Origin of the sequence: Sphingomonas sp. SUN019 (genome assembly GCF_024758705.1) — a bacterium.
GTDB lineage: Bacteria > Pseudomonadota > Alphaproteobacteria > Sphingomonadales > Sphingomonadaceae > Sphingomonas.
Genome location: NZ_CP096971.1, coordinates 1,049,564 through 1,064,033, shown reverse-complemented (window position 1 = coordinate 1,064,033; position 14,470 = coordinate 1,049,564). Strand labels below are relative to the sequence as shown.

The following is a 14,470-nucleotide window of genomic DNA, read 5'->3' as shown; positions in this document are numbered from 1 at the left end:
ATGTTCAAGCGACCGAGCATCCGCTACGGCCAGACGCCCGAGCCGGCCACACCCTATCAACGCGCGGCGCAAGCATGGGACGACCGCATCGGCTCGGCGCGCGTACAGGCGAAGAACTGGCGGCTCGCCTTCTTCGGCACGCTGGCGCTCTCGGGCGGTCTGACTGGCGGCCTGGTCTGGCAATCGACGCGCGGCCATGTCGTCCCCTGGGTCGTGCAGGTTGATCGGCTGGGCGAAGCCCAAGCCGTTGCGCCGGCTGAGGCCGGCTATCGTCCCACCGACCCGCAGGTCGCGTTCCATCTCGCCCGCTTCATCGAGCAGGTCCGCGCCATCCCGGCCGATCCGGTGATCGTCCGTCAGAACTGGCTCAGGGCTTACGACTTCACGACAGATCGCGGCGCGCTTGCGCTCAATGACTATGCGCGGGCCAACGATCCGTTCGCCAATGTCGGGCGGGTGCAGGTTGCGGTGGAAGTGTCCAGCGTCATCCGGGCATCGTCCGACAGCTTCCGCGTCGCCTGGATCGAGCGCCGCTATCAGGATGGCAGCCTCGCCGCGACCGAGCGCTGGTCGGCGATCCTCACCATCGTCGTCCAGCCGCCGCGCACACCCGACGCCCTGCGCAAGAATCCGCTCGGGGTTTTCGTAAACGCCCTCAACTGGTCGAAGGAGTTGTCGCAATGACCGGCATACCCATCCGCCGCGCGGCCGCGGCCGCGCTGCTCATCTCCGCATCCACGCTCGCCGGCTGCGCCACCACATCGGCCAGGCCGCCCATGATTGCCCTTGACGATCCGCCCCCGGCGATCGTGGCGACGCCCGCGGCCGAGCCGCCCCGCGCCGTCGAGATTGTGACGATCCCCAAACCACTGCCGCTGCCCGGCCAGTTGAAGCCGGTGACGGAGAGTCCGCGGCGGGCGGAACCCGCCGATCCGCGCCGCCGTGTCGGCGACGCCAACGACGCCGCGCGCATCCAGCCGGTGCGCGACGGCTTCCTCAACGCCATCCAGCAATATCCGTGGACCGACGGCGCGCTGTATCAGGTCTATGCCGCCCCCGGCCAAGTGACGGACATCGCGTTACAGGAGGGCGAACAGCTCGTCGGGCCGGGGCCGGTCGCGGCCGGCGACACCGTGCGCTGGATCATCGGCGATACCATCAGCGGCAGCGGGCCAGCGGCGCGGGTGCATATCCTCGTCAAACCGACCCGGCCCGACCTCGCCACCAACCTGGTCATCAACACAGATCGGCGCACCTATCATCTCGAACTGCGCGCGACCCCGACGACCTACATGGCATCGGTCTCTTGGACCTATCCGCAGGACCAGCTCATCGCCTTGCAGGGCCGCAACGCGGCCGCTGCTGCCGCTGCGCCAGCGGCGACCGGCGTGGACGTGTCCGCGCTCAATTTCCGCTACCGGATCGAAGGCGACCGCGCGGCGTGGAAGCCCGTTCGCGCGTTCGACGATGGCCGGCAGGTGTTCGTGGAGTTTCCGGCGGAAATCTCGCAGGGCGAGATGCCGCCGCTGTTCGTGACCGGCGCGGCCGGCGACGCGGAGCTGGTCAACTACCGCGTTCAGGGCCGCTACATGGTGGTCGATCGCCTGTTCGCCGCCGCCGAGCTGCGCCTGGGCGATCGGCGCACCGAGCAGCGTGTCCGCATCGTGCGCGACGATGGACGAAGGGGGCGGCCGTGACCGACAGCCATGATCCGCCCGTGGAGGATCGGCCCGCCCCGCAGTCGGCTCGCCCTGATCCGGCCGCGTTCCAGCTTCGCGGCGATCCGCCTCGCGTCATGCGGCTCTCCCGTAGAGCGCTCGCCGTCGTCGGCGTCGCTGCCGGACTCGGCATCGGCGGTTCGCTGATCTATGCGCTGCGGACACCGGGCGAGAGGACGGCGCAGGAACTCTACAACACCGACAACCGCGCCACGTCCGAGGCGATCACGTCCGGGCCGCGCGACTATGCCCAGGCGCCCCGGCTCGGCCCACCGCTTCCTGGCGACCTCGGCCGCCCGATCGTGTCGGCACAACAGCGCGGCGAGGACGTTCCCGTGCCGCCGATGGGCGCGCAGCCCGGCCCGCCCGATCCGCGCGCGCAGGCGGTGGAAGCCGCCCGGCAGCGCGCGGCGCAGGAACGCGATGCGGCCCGCACCAGCTCGGTCTTTCTTGGCAGCGGCGGCGCGCGAGCGGGTGCGGAGCCGGTCTCGACGCCGGGCTTGCCGGCGCCTTCCGCGCAGGAACCGGCGCAGCAGACGGCGCAAGGCGACCAAGCCAGCAAGCGCGCCTTCATGGCGCAGGCAGCCAACCAGCGCACCGTCAGCGTTGAGCGGCTTACGGCACCAGCATCGCCAAACATCGTGCAGGCCGGCAGCATTATCCCGGCCGCGCTCGTCACCGGCGTCCGTTCGGACCTGCCCGGCCAGATCACCGCGCAGGTGACGGCGAGCGTCTATGACAGCCCTACCGGACGCATCCTTCTCATTCCGCAAGGCGCGCGACTGATCGGCGAGTATGACAGCGAGATCGCCGCCGGGCAGACCCGCGTACTGCTCGCCTGGGACCGACTCATCATGCCGGACGGCCGTTCGATCGTTCTCGAGCGTCAGCCCGGCGCCGATGGTGCGGGATTCGCGGGCCTACAGGACCGCGTCAACCAGCATTGGGGCGATCTGCTCAAGGCGGCGGCCGTTTCGACGCTGCTCGGGGTTGGGACCGAGCTGGGTGCGGATAGCGAGAACGACCTGACCCGCGCCCTGCGGCGCGGCTCGCAGGATACCATCAATCAGACCGGGCAGCAGATCGTGCGGCGGCAACTCAACGTGCAGCCGACGCTCACCATCCGGCCCGGCCATCCGCTTCGCGTGATTCTCACCCGCGACCTTGTGCTCGAACCGATCGGAGGAACGCGATGACGAAGTTGAAGCTGGGGCCGTTGGCCGACGACCGACCCATCAAGCTGACGGTCGAACTGCCCGCCGTCGTTCACCGCGATCTCGTCGCCTACGCCGCTGCTCTCGCGGCCGAGACGGGCGGTGAGCCGGTTCCGCCGGAGAAGCTCGTTCCGCCCATGTTGGCGAAGTTCATGACAAGTGACCGAGGGTTTTCGCGACGTCGTAGCGGCTCGAACGACTGAGCAACCGCAGTGCCATCAGTTGCCCAAGAACCGCTTGCGGCGCTCCTGCGCGTCGACCTTGATGATCGCTTCTTCGGCGGTCAGGCATTCGCCACCCCGCACCGAGCCATCGCGGCATCCGGCGACGACCTGCCGCGCCTCGTCGATATTCGCCACGAAATACTGCGTGCCGCGCGCCTCGCTTGGTGCCGCAGCTACAGGAGACGGGATGGCGACGGGGGCTGTCTGCTGGGTCGGCGCGATGGCCGGCCGCAGAAAAAATCCACCCGCGAAACCGACAAGCAAAGTGACGAGCACGACGATAACTGTCTTGCCTTGCGACATGGCGGTAACTCCCCGACTGACCTACTTTAATCTACTGGAATTGCTGCGAGAAATCAAAAGACAGGGCATAGCGCGCCTTGATGAATCCAAGAAAACGGCGCAGCGCCGGGTTGCCGTTGTCATCGCGCCAGCAACCGGAATAGCCAGTGAGGGCCGGCCCCTGCTCGCCATGTATCGGTCGATAGACGACATCAGGATAGCGCGCGCCGGTAGAACCCTCGCAGACGATGCTCACGACGGCGCTGCCGCCGAGAACGCTTAGCACTGTCTCGCGGCTCGACTGGAGCATTCGGATGTGGGGTTTGCTGCCCGAGACTGCCAGACGCCCCAGCGCCATGTCTCGTATCTCCGGGCCGGGATCGGCGGCAGGCAGCAGGAACCGCTCGCCGCGAAGATCCGTCCAGTGAACCACGTCGCGTTCCGCCAGCGGATGCGACGCGGGCAATGCGACTAGCATCCGCTCGCTCCATAATGGCTCGCAACGAAAGCCGTCATGGCCGGCCGCACCCATGAGTATCGCGATGTCGATCTCTCTGGTGTCCAAGCCAGCGAGGAGGACGCTGCGGTCGGCTTCGACGCATTCGATCTCTACATCAGGATGCGCCTCACGCCAGTTTATCAGCGTCGCCCGCAGATTGCCTGCGGAGACAGAACTGTTGTGCCCGAGTCTAAGGCCACCGGCGCGGCCCTGTCCGGCCGCTCGCATCATCGCCACCATCTTGTCCGCCGTCGCGACCATCGTCTTTGCGCTACGAAGAAAGCTGCCGCCTGCCAGCGTTATGGTCACGCCCGCTCGTGAGCGATCGAAAATCGGCATCCCGATCGAGCGCTCCAGTTTGAGTATGGCGCGACTCAGCGTCGATTGCTCAATATCGAGTGCGCGGGCAGCACGGTAAAAACTCCCATGATCAGCTGCCGCTAAAGCGTAGCGGAGCTGACGGATATCAAACGACATTCGATGCCCCGGGTTCGACGTGTCGAAATGTCACGCACCGAGACGTGAGCTTTGTATCGCCCGAATAGATCTCAGGAATCACATCGGCACGAACATCACATAGACTCGAGCAAAAACTCTGCACTGTCCACGCACAGGCGCTGCTATCAAAACAAACTATGATCGTTGCCTAAACAGGGCGACCGTAGAAAAGCCCAACCCCAGAATCCAAAATATTGGTCCTGCCAAGCCGGGCCACATCGGCACATGTCCCGGCATCAGCACGAAGAAGATGAAGCCAAGGTCGGCGACGCTGACTGCTGCTAAGTTGATCCACCAGCCGCGGACATCGTTGCGCCAGTTCAAACCGACTGCGGCAAGAATCGCGATGATCGAAAACCACAGCAGGTTCCACGCATCCTGCAGAACCCGCCCGCGCTCCATGCCCTCCGGCATCGACTGTCCGAGTTGATACACCGACCAAGCCGCCTGGAAATGCAGCAGCGCCCAGATACCGTATGCGATAGCGCCCGCGCGGGCTAACCACGAAGCCGTGGCGGGCGAAGCGTAACTCGATTGCGGCATAGTCGCCCTCCTAGACGGTCTTGAGGCCCTGCGAGGCGAACTGCTTTAGCGCGATTTCTGTCGCCCACGGACCGCCATTGGCCTGGCCGATACTGACCATCGCCTCGGTCGTCTCGGCGCGCGCCCAGTCGCGCTGCAATTCGCATAGCACGCCTATCCAGCAGACCGGCTGTGCGCCCGCCTGTTCGCAGCGCCGCAGACCGCTTTCGTGCGCCGCGACAGACGTCCCGCCCACCGCGTCGGCAGGCACGAAGACTTCGTAGCCCGCGCGCAGTGCGTCGGTGCAGGGGAAGGCCAGGCAAACCTCGGTCCACAGGGCGCCCATGATCAGCTTCTTGCGCCCGGTCGCCTCGACCGCCTTCACGAAATCGGCGTCCTCCCAGGCATTGATGCTCGATCGGTCGATCCACGTCGCGCCCGCCATCGCGTCCTTGAGTTCGGGAACGGTGTCGGGATTGAGTCCGCTTTCGACCCCAACGGTGGAGAGCACCATCGGCAGGCCGTATGCCTTGGCGGTCTGCGTGAGTGCCACCGCATTGCGGATCAGCGTCAGGCTGTCCATCGAGCGGATCGTGTTAACCTGCGGTGGCTGGTAGTCGATGAGCACCAGCGCGGCGTTTTCGGGCGTCAGCAGAGGATCGCTCGTGGGATCGCGGCGGGGTTGGCTCGTCATGACGATCATCTCCAGGTCAGGATTTCGCAGCCACGCTAGTCGCCCCACCGTTCTCCGAAAGGTGTCGAATGCAGCACGCATTGTTCTCCTGGGATTGACGATTACCTCGACAGGTTTAGGCTCGACACCGTTCCGGAGAAGCACTTTGGCCGATCGATTTGAAGATCTTCGTGTGTTCGCCGCGGTCGTCGAAGCTGGCGGGTTTGCGGCCGCCGCCGATCGGATGAACATCGCCAAGTCGGCGGTCAGCCGACGGGTCCGCGAATTGGAGGATCGGCTCGGAGCACGCCTGCTCGACCGGACGACGAGGAGTATGCATCTGACGGACGCGGGTCGGGTCTTCCACGACCGTGCGCGGACGCTGTTAGCGCAGCTCTACGACGCCGAAGAGGAAGCATCAGGCATCGGCGGCGGGCTTCGCGGCGTGATCCGCATCGCCGCGCCCGTCTCGTTCACGACCCATTGCCTGGCACCAGTCGTCGGCAGATTCCTGGACCGCCACCCCGTGGTCGAACTTGCAATCGATACCGACGATCGGATGGTCGATCTGGTGCGCGACGGCTTCGATCTGGCGATCCGCATCGCCCGTCTGGCCGATTCTGCCTTGATCGCCCGACGGCTGACAGTGATCCGCCACGTCTGCGTCGCCGCACCGGCGCTGCTCGCGCGCCTCGGCAACCCCGAAACGCCCGCTGACCTCAGCCGATTTCCGGGTATCGTCTATTCCAACGTCGATACGGCGCACTACTGGACCTTCGCCGATGGCATCGTCCCCGCGGTTTCTGCCCGGCTTGCCTTCGCGAATGGCGACGCCGTCAAAGCTGCGGCAGTCTCCGGTCTAGGGGTCGCGGTGCTTCCGACTTTCATCGTCCACGACGCGGTGCGGAGCGGCGAGCTCGCGATCGTTCTTGCTGGGCACATGCGACCGCCGATCGCCGTGCATGCGCTTCACGCAACAGCCCGTAACCAATCGGCGCGGGTTCGTGCCTTCATCGATTTCCTCGTCGAGACCTATGCGGGCGACCCGTTTTGGGACCGAGGGCTCATCGAGGCCGCCTAGGTCGCTCAGACGGCAACGCTGCGTTCTCGTGAACACGGCTCATGGGTCTCGCGTGCACACGCTAGCCTCGGCCGATGCTTTCGCCCGCCGTCCGCTTCGTTCTGTTGCGTTTCTCGTCGGCGGCGCTGATGCTGCCGATCGCCCAAGCCACCTATGCTCAGCAACAGATGCCCGTGACGCCCGGTCCGGCCGATCGCGAGTCCTCCGGCGATCATTTCGAGCGCACGCCGGAACACGGCAGTGCTGACGTGCCTGCTCAGCGGCCATCCTACAAACTCGGCCGGTGGCTCGAAGATTGGCGTGCGCTAGCCGACCCAGAGCTTCGGACCGATCCGTTCGATGCCGTCAAATATATTGCGCTCGGAACCGATGGTGGCGCGCATCTGACGCTGTCGGGCCAGCTACGGGAAGAAGCCGTCGGGCAGTCCAATGCGCTTTTCTCCAATGCTGGCGACGTCTGGGGCCTGCATCGGCTCTATCTGGGCGCGGACCTCCATGTCGGGCAGGCACGCATCTATGCCGAACTCGGCAATGCGGTTGCCATTGGCCGGCGGGGCGGCCCTGGCCCGACAGATGAAGATCGGCTCGATCTTCAGTTGGCCTTCGCCGATTGGCGATTGCAGGCAGGCGGGGTCGAATGGGTGATTCGGGCCGGACGGCAGGAATTGGCGTTCGATCCGACGCAGCGGTTCGTCGGCGTGCGCGAAGGACCAAATCTCCGCCAGGCGTTCGACGCGATGCGGCTGAACGCGCGGGTCGGTGACGTGCACGTCTCGGCTTTCGCCGGCCGTCCCGTCCGATACCGGCCAGGCGTCTTCGACGACGCCGCAAACGATGCTTCCGCGTTTCGCGGCCTTTATGCCTCCAGAACCTCGGGACAAATGTGGACTTCGCTTTATGTCTACGGATATCGCCGCGACGCCGCGCGGTTCGGGGCGGTTGAGGGGCGTGAGAGGCGGACCGCCTGGGGAGCCCGCATTGCCGACCGCGTCGGCAATCTCGATTTTGATGTCGAAGCCATGGTCCAGCGCGGCACAGTCGATCGGACGCCGGTTCGGGCCTGGGCGATCGCCGCGCTCGCGGGCTGGACGTTCCATCGCGCGCCTTGGGCGCCGCGGGCGGGCATTCAGCTCGACCTCGCCTCGGGAGACCGCGATCCTTCCGACAACCGCGTCGGCACGTTCAACCCGCTTTTCTACAAGGGCAATTATTTTACCGAGGCGCCGATCGGCTCGCTCGCCAACGTCCGGCATCTGAAGCTGAGCTTGTCCGCGCGGCCAACAAAAGCGACGACAATGAGTGTCAGCGCCGCCGACCTAGCGCGCACGCGAAGCGGCGATCTCGTCTATCTCGCTCCGCTCGTGCCGCAACCGGCGAGCGCAGCCGCAGCCGGCCGGCATATCGGCGGCTATGTTCAAGGGCTGGTGTCTCACCAGTTCTCACGCCACCTGTCGGTATCGCTCGAAGCCGCGCACTTCGAAAGCGGCAGCGCGATGCGGCGCGTCGGCGGGCGGAACGTCGATTTCGCCAAGCTGACCGCCAATTTCCTGTTCTGACGATCAATCCGGGACGAAATAGGCGAGCGCCGGCACCGCGAGCAGGAGAGCGGCGATCGGCGCGCTGATGAACGCCAGTGGGATCGCCGCCGCCATAGCCACCATCGCCGCCAGATTCTTGATCGTCCGCCGCCGGGTCGACGCGCTGACCTCCTCGACATGGGCGTTTGAACCAAAGAGTTGACGTTGCAGCAATAGAAAGGCCGTTGCCACTAGCATCGAGAGGCCCGCATAGATCGCGAGCGCGAACGGTGCGCCGCGAGTTTCGCCCATATAGGCCGTCGTCACCGGGAACAGCGACAGCCAGAACAGCCAATGGATGTTCAGCCACAAGGTCCGGTGGTCGATCCGGGCGCAGGTCTTCAGCAAATGGTGGTGATTGACCCAGTAGATCGCGACCATGGTGAAGCTCAAGGCGTAGGACAGGAAGATCGGCCAGGTCGACAGCAGCGCGTGCATGTCCGCTTCTTCCGGCGCCTTCAGCTCAAGCACCATGATTGTGATGATGATCGCGATGACGCCGTCGCTGAACGCTTCCATCCGCCCGGCGGTCATCAGACCTTCGTCCTGCGCGCTCACGGCCGGTTATTCCCGCCAGTAGGTTGGAAGGCTGGGCCGTCGGGAACGGAAGACGTCGCGCCAGGAGAATGCTCGAAATCTTGGCCCGGGCGGTTGCCCGCCGGATCTTCGAGGTCGGGTGCGGCGACCACGACATAGCGTTCGGCCTGCCAAGCCGATCGCGGTGTAAAGCGCCATACGGCTTCTCCCTTGACCAGTTGCCCCGTCCCCCCAACGCGGCGGCCGCCGGCGTCGCGAACCGCAATCAGGTTGTCGCCAAGCGCGTCGACGGGCTCGTCCAGTTGAACAATGACGGCCTCGCGGGTTCCGCTTCGCGGCGCCGTCGTCCTCCACCTGCTCGGATCGGGCGGTGCGATGTCGGGCGGAACGACCGTCCACCCGCCAATGCGCCGACCGTCGAAAATCAACGACGCCTCGTCACCCGGAATCAGGGCGCGACCCAAGCTCTCGTTTGCGGCAAGCCCGGTCTTCACGCGGCCGGGGTGCATCAGCACGGTCAAGGTTCGTCCGTCGGGCGACCACAATTCCTGATCGAGAAACGGTTCCTCGATCGTGCTGCCGTCGCCGCGAACCAGCGACAGGCGCGGGAGCACCGGCCCTTCCGGTGGCCGTGCGAAGGCGATCGACAGACGCAGCAGGTTCGCCGGGATCGACGCCCCTGTCGGACGTGCGACGGGGGCGTCGGGGGGCGCCGGTTGGGCGGTCGCAGGAATGGCGACCAGTGCAGCCGCCAAAGCGAGGAAACTGGCCGCGATCACTGCTTCACGTCGCCCGCGAAGCCCTCCTCCTTCTTCAACGTGTCCTGGACGGGCTTGATGTACTTAGTCTGGAACTCGCTCTTCGAATAATCATAGGAGGGGAAATTATACTCGGAAACGAAATCCGAGAGACGGAACTGGAACGACTTGTCGAAAGTGACGAGTTGGGTCGTGCCGTGCTGCACGTTATTGCGGACCACGAGCAGGAACTTGTCGTCGAGGTTGTCGGCGCGCACGACGCCGGCGAACGGAACCTGCTGGCCCTCCGGACCTTTCATCTGTCCGAACGGAACCGGCTTCGACAGGCCGGGCTGCGCCGCCGCGGCGGCAATCGAGTCGAGCGGGATCATGTTCGCGCTGCGCTCGTAGTTGGCGAGCAGAAGGTAAGGCGTGACCTTCCCGTCCTGTCCGGTCTGGGAAAACGAGACCATATCGGCGGGCGTGTTGCCGTAACCCAGCTCGGCGATGGTCTTGCCGGTCACTCGCGCGCCGTCCTTCAAATCGGCGATCGGAATGGTGACGAGCGGGGTGCAGGTGTAGGCCGCGACGAGATGGGGCTGCCCGTTGAGCGTTGCGAAGGCCATCGTCCGGATCGGCGCGCGCGTTTCGATCTGGTTGTGCGAGGCGTGATACATCTCGATCGAGCTGGTCGTCGAACGGCCGTCGAACGGATAGTGCATCCGGCGCAAAGTCGATGAGAAGGTCTGGTTGGACAGGCCCGCCACGAACAATTCGCCGTCGTGCCATTTCATGTCGGTGACGGTGAGGCTGCGCGCCGGGATGCGCCCCCAAAAAGACGTGCCGCCCGCAGTGGGCGCGTCGCCGATCGGGGCGACCGATTCGCGCAGTGGCTTGAGGTCGATGCGGCGTGCCGTTCCGTCGGCCGAGACCGCCAGAATGGCCGGGGTCCGCGCCGCGCCGTATTCGACCGCGACATAGGCCTCTCCGGTGCCGGGCCGCACGGCCATATCGACGACACGCGGCCGCACCCCGCCAAGCGCCTTGGCCAGCGCACCTTCGAGATCGAGGATGTTGAACGGCGGCGCCGCCTTTTTGGCGGCTGGCGGCAGTGCGATGGCGTGGATCGATGCGCCTTTCCAATCGGCGGCGAACAGCGTGTCACCGGGTCCGAAGGTGATGCGCGAAACCGACGAGAGCGATGCCGCTCCGGCGGGCGCGGCGGTGGCAAGTGAAGCGGCGCACAGCGCCGCGATCGTCAGTTTCTGCATCGTGTCTCTCCCAGCGGGTGCGGATAGTGCGAGGCTGCACGATGCATTCTTGAGGCAGCAAACATCAGCCACGCTGTGGTGAACGCAGCGTTCTGATCTGCACGCCGCCACGATCGCCGCGGCGTGGTAGCCGGGGGCAAAGGAGCTAAAGCATGTCTCAGGCGGAGCGGGGGCGGACAGTCGCCCGGATCGTGCAGCGCGAAGCGGCGACCGAAGGGGCAGGCGTCAGTATCAATCGCGTGATGCCCATTGCCGCGCTCGACACTGTCGATCCCTTCCTTTTGCTCGATGAAATTCGCTCGGACGACCCTGGCGCCTATCTGGCCGGGTTTCCTCCGCACCCGCATCGCGGGATCGAGACGATCACCTATATGCTGGCGGGCCGCATGCACCACCGCGATAGCACGGGCGGGAATGGCGTTATCGGCGCGGGCGACGTCCAATGGATGACGGCAGCGCGCGGTATCATCCACTCTGAAATGCCCGAGCAGTCCGATGGGCTGATGTGGGGCTTTCAGCTCTGGCTCAACATGCCCGCAGCCGAAAAAATGGCGACCCGCTCAAGCTATTTGGAACTCGCCACCGACGCGATTCCGACGGTCGAGGGCTACCGCCACCGGGTGCGCGTGATCTCCGGCGCCTATGGAGGCAAGAGCGGACCGGCCCCGGAGCGCACCGTGTCACCAACCTATCTCGACGTGGCGATCGACGCGGGCGGATCGTTCGCGATCGATCTTCCCGATGGACACTCGGCTTTTGCCTATGTCTTCGACGGCGAGGCCAGGATTGCTGGCACCGCCATCCCGAACGGCGGGACCGCCATACTTTCCGGCGACGGTCCAGTGTCGATTGCGAGCAATGCCGGCGGCCGGCTCCTGCTGATCGCAGGGAGGCCACTGCGCGAACCCGTCTTCCGGGCAGGTCCGTTCGCTATGGCCAGCGCCCGCGACCTCGAGCAGGCATTCGAGGATTTGCGTTCGGGGCGGTTCCTCGAGCCTGCCTAAGCGGAGCCGCTTCGGACGCTCGCAGACCGATCCGACGGGAATCAGGCCGCATCAATCAACCGCTACGAGCTGTGGACGCCCGTGGCCGTCGCGGGCGACCCAGTTCACATTGCTGATCCCTGTCCCATCCGGCCAAACCGGCAGCCGCTTCGAAACTGTCTTCCAAGAACCGCATGAGCGCTTCTTCCGGGTGCTCCGCGGATCGAACGGCGTCATAGGGAAGCAGCCATTCGCCGAGTTCCTTTGAAAACCGCGCCTCGCCGGGCCGGACGTCCGCTTCGCCAAATCCGTCGGGTGCCGGATAGGCGTAGGAATAGAACGCTGCCTGCGGATTCTGCGCGTCCCCAGGCCAAAATCCGGCGCTGCTGACTTCGCGATCATAGGCCTCCCGCGCGACCGCGTCCGGGAGCTCGGGCACGCCTCCTGGATGGAGCGGCGCCTTACGCCCGGAAAAGCGCGTGACGGCGAGATCGAAGCTGCCCCAGAAGAAATGAACCGGGCTTGCCTTGCCGGTGAAGCCGGTCCGGAAGCGCTTAAACACGCGCTCGATGGACAGAATGGCGCGCCACCATCGCCGGACCTCGGCGGCATCATAAGCGGCGTGGCTCACGTCCTCGGCGAAGGGAACCGCGCCGGCAATCTCGTTCGGGCGCCCGTCGAAACTGGAATCGAGTCCGATCGCGCGCAGCTCGCTGATCAGATTAGCGTGGAACGCCGCGACACTCATCGGCTCCAGCGCGAACCCGCCGCGCCCGCCGTCTGCCGTCCGGAGCAGCAGATGCGATTCCGCGAAGTCGAACTCGATTTCGAACGGCGTGCCTGCGCCGTTGACCAGAGAGGTCGTCAGGCCGCGCGCCGACACATAAAGCGGGACGTGCCAGCTGTGATTGAGCCAGGGCTCGTGCGCGAGGCGCACCTTGCCCACCATCTGCGTCCACAAATGCAGCGTTGCGAGCGTGTCCGCCCAACTTGCGTAATCGAGAGCGGGCCAATGTTCGGGGTGACGTGTCATGATGGGGCTCCGAGATGCGTGCGGCCGCTCGCCGCTGTGAAGTCAACCGGCGGGCCAAGTGGCACGATGCCGCTCGGATTCACCCAGCGCTGGCTGCCGTAATAGTGGCGCGTGATCTGCTCGAGATCGACCGTTTCGGCGATGCCCGGCAGCGCGTAAACGTCGCGCAGCCAGCCCGAGAGATGTTCCAAATCCCACAGATGCGCGAGATTGCATTTGAAGTGACCGTGATAGACCGCGTCGAACCTGACGCAGGTGGTGAACAGGCGGATGTCAGGTTCGGTCAGCGTATCGCCCATCAAGAAGCGACGGGTTGCGAGACGCGCATCGAGTTCGCGCAGCATGTCGAACAAGGGAACGACCGCCGCCTCGTATGCCTCCTGCGAGCCCGCGAACCCCGCCCGATAAACGCCATTGTTGACCGTTTCGTACAAGCGGTCTTGCAGGGCATCGATCTCCTGCGCGAGGTGAGCGGGGCGAAGCGCATAGGCCGGGTCCGCCCAAGCGCCGAAATCCTCGTCGAGGATGCGCACGATATCGCCGGATTCATTGTTGACGATGGTGTCGCGTTCGCGGTCCCACAGCACCGGCACCGTCACGCGGCCGGTGTAGTCAGGCGCCGCCCGCGCATAGATCTGGTGGAGGAACTGCGAACCGAACAGCGGCTCCGGTTCCGGCGCGAAGGTCCAGCCGTCTTCGAGCATGTCGGGATGGACGATCGACATGCCGACGACGTCCGTCAGCCCTTTGAGCGTGCGCGCCATGTTGGTGCGGCTCGCCCAGGGGCACGCGAGCGAGATATACAAGTGATAGCGGCCTTTGTCGGGAGCGTGGCGGCCGTCCACGGTGAGCCGTTCGCGAAAGACCGTGTCCGGACGCTTGTAGGCGCCGGCATTGCGCGTCGCGTCCTGCGTCCAGCGTCCATCGATCAACATGCCCATAATATCATCTCCAATGGCGTGCCCGATCAGGCGGCGTCGCTGAATCCCACTCGCTTGTGGCTTCCGTCGCAAAATGGCTTGGTCGCGGACGCGCCGCATCGGCACAGAAACGCGCTGTCCCGGCGATCGATCGTCCGGCCTGTGCCGCTGACCAGCTCCAATGCGCCGTCGACCTTGAGCGGTCCGTCGGGAAGCGGCGTCACCGTCAACGGGCCGTTGCGGACGGGCAGAGCTTCGGATTCCCGGCTCGGCGGCTCCCCGGTGGCTTCGAACCCAGCTTCGTGATGGCTGCCGTCGCAAAAGGGTTTCGCACGCGAAGCGCCGCAGCGGCAGAGCGTGCGCCGCATACCCTCGGGACGACCCGCGATCTCGAGCGGCGCATGAAACGCGTAAGGACCATTCTCGCGCAAACGGATCAGATTGACGACCGGCGCGGGTTCGGGCGGCCCAGCGTCGCGGCGCACATAACCGATCGCGCCCGAAGGGCAGGAATGGGCGATCTCAACCAGAGCTCCCGCATCTGCACGTTCGGGATGGATCCAGCGGCCGTCGGCGTTCGGAACGAAAACATCGGGGCGACCGAGCACGCACATGCGCGAATGGATGCAGCGCCTGCCTTCGAACGTGACGTCGACGTTCGGGCCTTCGTAGATTTCCTTCTCCATTCCGTCGTCCTTTCA

General features: G+C 65.5%; 17 protein-coding genes. 7 read left to right on the top strand and 10 right to left on the bottom strand.

All coding sequences use genetic code 11. The annotated features are described in order from the left end of the window. The 4 genes from trbF to M0208_RS05075 are packed head-to-tail and all read left to right on the top strand — an operon-like array spanning nt 1 to nt 3,135. Nucleotides 1-684, top strand: a complete 684-nt coding sequence (gene trbF, locus M0208_RS05090) for a conjugal transfer protein TrbF (RefSeq protein ID WP_258890647.1) — start codon at nt 1-3, stop codon at nt 682-684. Beyond that, on the top strand, nt 681-1,697 hold the full coding sequence (gene trbG, locus M0208_RS05085; RefSeq protein ID WP_258890646.1) for a P-type conjugative transfer protein TrbG: 1,017 nt from the start codon (nt 681-683) through the stop codon (nt 1,695-1,697). The genes trbF and trbG overlap by 4 nt, the downstream gene beginning before the upstream one ends. After that, entirely contained in the window at nt 1,694-2,914 is a 1,221-nt protein-coding gene (locus tag M0208_RS05080) for a TrbI/VirB10 family protein (RefSeq protein WP_258890645.1), read from the top strand. The genes trbG and M0208_RS05080 overlap by 4 nt, the downstream gene beginning before the upstream one ends. After that, nucleotides 2,911-3,135, top strand: a complete 225-nt coding sequence (locus tag M0208_RS05075) for a DUF2274 domain-containing protein (protein ID WP_258890644.1) — start codon at nt 2,911-2,913, stop codon at nt 3,133-3,135. The genes M0208_RS05080 and M0208_RS05075 overlap by 4 nt, the downstream gene beginning before the upstream one ends. 15 nt (nt 3,136-3,150) lie before the next feature. On the opposite strand, the gene M0208_RS05070 is transcribed toward M0208_RS05075, so the two are convergent. The 4 genes from M0208_RS05070 to M0208_RS05055 all read right to left on the bottom strand — a co-directional run bounded on the left by M0208_RS05070 (nt 3,151) and on the right by M0208_RS05055 (nt 5,660). Beyond that, the gene (locus M0208_RS05070) at nt 3,151-3,459 is read right to left on the bottom strand and encodes a hypothetical protein (RefSeq protein WP_258890643.1); all 309 of its coding nucleotides are present in this window, start codon (nt 3,457-3,459) and stop codon (nt 3,151-3,153) included. Between the two features lie 31 nt (nt 3,460-3,490). Further along, entirely contained in the window at nt 3,491-4,414 is a 924-nt protein-coding gene (locus M0208_RS05065) for a LysR family transcriptional regulator (RefSeq protein WP_258890642.1), read from the bottom strand. A gap of 156 nt (nt 4,415-4,570) precedes the next feature. Further along, nucleotides 4,571-4,978 carry a hypothetical protein gene (locus tag M0208_RS05060; protein WP_258890641.1) on the bottom strand — a complete coding sequence of 136 codons (408 nt, stop codon included), beginning with the start codon at nt 4,976-4,978 and terminating at the stop codon, nt 4,571-4,573. A gap of 10 nt (nt 4,979-4,988) precedes the next feature. Beyond that, nucleotides 4,989-5,660: a hydrolase gene (locus M0208_RS05055; RefSeq protein WP_258890640.1), complete on the bottom strand. Its 672-nt coding sequence runs from the start codon at nt 5,658-5,660 to the stop codon at nt 4,989-4,991. Nucleotides 5,661-5,796: 136 nt separating this feature from the next. Here M0208_RS05055 and M0208_RS05050 point away from each other — a divergent pair, with 136 nt between their 5' ends. Both M0208_RS05050 and M0208_RS05045 read left to right on the top strand, forming a co-directional pair. Further along, a complete protein-coding gene (locus tag M0208_RS05050; protein ID WP_258890639.1) occupies nt 5,797-6,711 on the top strand; it encodes a LysR family transcriptional regulator in 915 nt (304 codons plus the stop codon). 128 nt (nt 6,712-6,839) lie between these two features. Further along, nucleotides 6,840-8,267, top strand: a complete 1,428-nt coding sequence (locus tag M0208_RS05045) for an alginate export family protein (RefSeq protein ID WP_258890638.1) — start codon at nt 6,840-6,842, stop codon at nt 8,265-8,267. A gap of 3 nt (nt 8,268-8,270) precedes the next feature. On the opposite strand, the gene M0208_RS05040 is transcribed toward M0208_RS05045, so the two are convergent. The 3 genes from M0208_RS05040 to M0208_RS05030 are packed head-to-tail and all read right to left on the bottom strand — an operon-like array spanning nt 8,271 to nt 10,833. Next, nucleotides 8,271-8,846, bottom strand: coding sequence for a TMEM175 family protein (locus M0208_RS05040; protein ID WP_258890637.1), 576 nt, complete (start codon nt 8,844-8,846; stop codon nt 8,271-8,273). Beyond that, on the bottom strand, nt 8,843-9,604 hold the full coding sequence (locus M0208_RS05035) for a hypothetical protein (RefSeq protein WP_258890636.1): 762 nt from the start codon (nt 9,602-9,604) through the stop codon (nt 8,843-8,845). The genes M0208_RS05040 and M0208_RS05035 overlap by 4 nt, the downstream gene beginning before the upstream one ends. Beyond that, nucleotides 9,601-10,833, bottom strand: a complete 1,233-nt coding sequence (locus M0208_RS05030; protein ID WP_258890635.1) for a hypothetical protein — start codon at nt 10,831-10,833, stop codon at nt 9,601-9,603. The genes M0208_RS05035 and M0208_RS05030 overlap by 4 nt, the downstream gene beginning before the upstream one ends. A 152-nt stretch (nt 10,834-10,985) precedes the next feature. On the opposite strand from M0208_RS05030, the gene M0208_RS05025 reads away from it, so the two are divergent. Continuing rightward, entirely contained in the window at nt 10,986-11,837 is an 852-nt protein-coding gene (locus tag M0208_RS05025) for a pirin family protein (protein ID WP_258890634.1), read from the top strand. Nucleotides 11,838-11,892: 55 nt separating this feature from the next. On the opposite strand, the gene M0208_RS05020 is transcribed toward M0208_RS05025, so the two are convergent. The 3 genes from M0208_RS05020 to M0208_RS05010 are packed head-to-tail and all read right to left on the bottom strand — an operon-like array spanning nt 11,893 to nt 14,455. Next, on the bottom strand, nt 11,893-12,849 hold the full coding sequence (locus tag M0208_RS05020) for a DUF5996 family protein (protein ID WP_258890633.1): 957 nt from the start codon (nt 12,847-12,849) through the stop codon (nt 11,893-11,895). Next, nucleotides 12,846-13,790 carry a glutathione S-transferase family protein gene (locus M0208_RS05015; protein WP_258890632.1) on the bottom strand — a complete coding sequence of 315 codons (945 nt, stop codon included), beginning with the start codon at nt 13,788-13,790 and terminating at the stop codon, nt 12,846-12,848. The genes M0208_RS05020 and M0208_RS05015 overlap by 4 nt, the downstream gene beginning before the upstream one ends. Before the next feature lie 26 nt (nt 13,791-13,816). Further along, complete coding sequence (locus M0208_RS05010) at nt 13,817-14,455, bottom strand: CDGSH iron-sulfur domain-containing protein (RefSeq protein WP_258890631.1); 639 nt, start codon at nt 14,453-14,455, stop codon at nt 13,817-13,819. Nucleotides 14,456-14,470 lie beyond the last annotated feature (15 nt).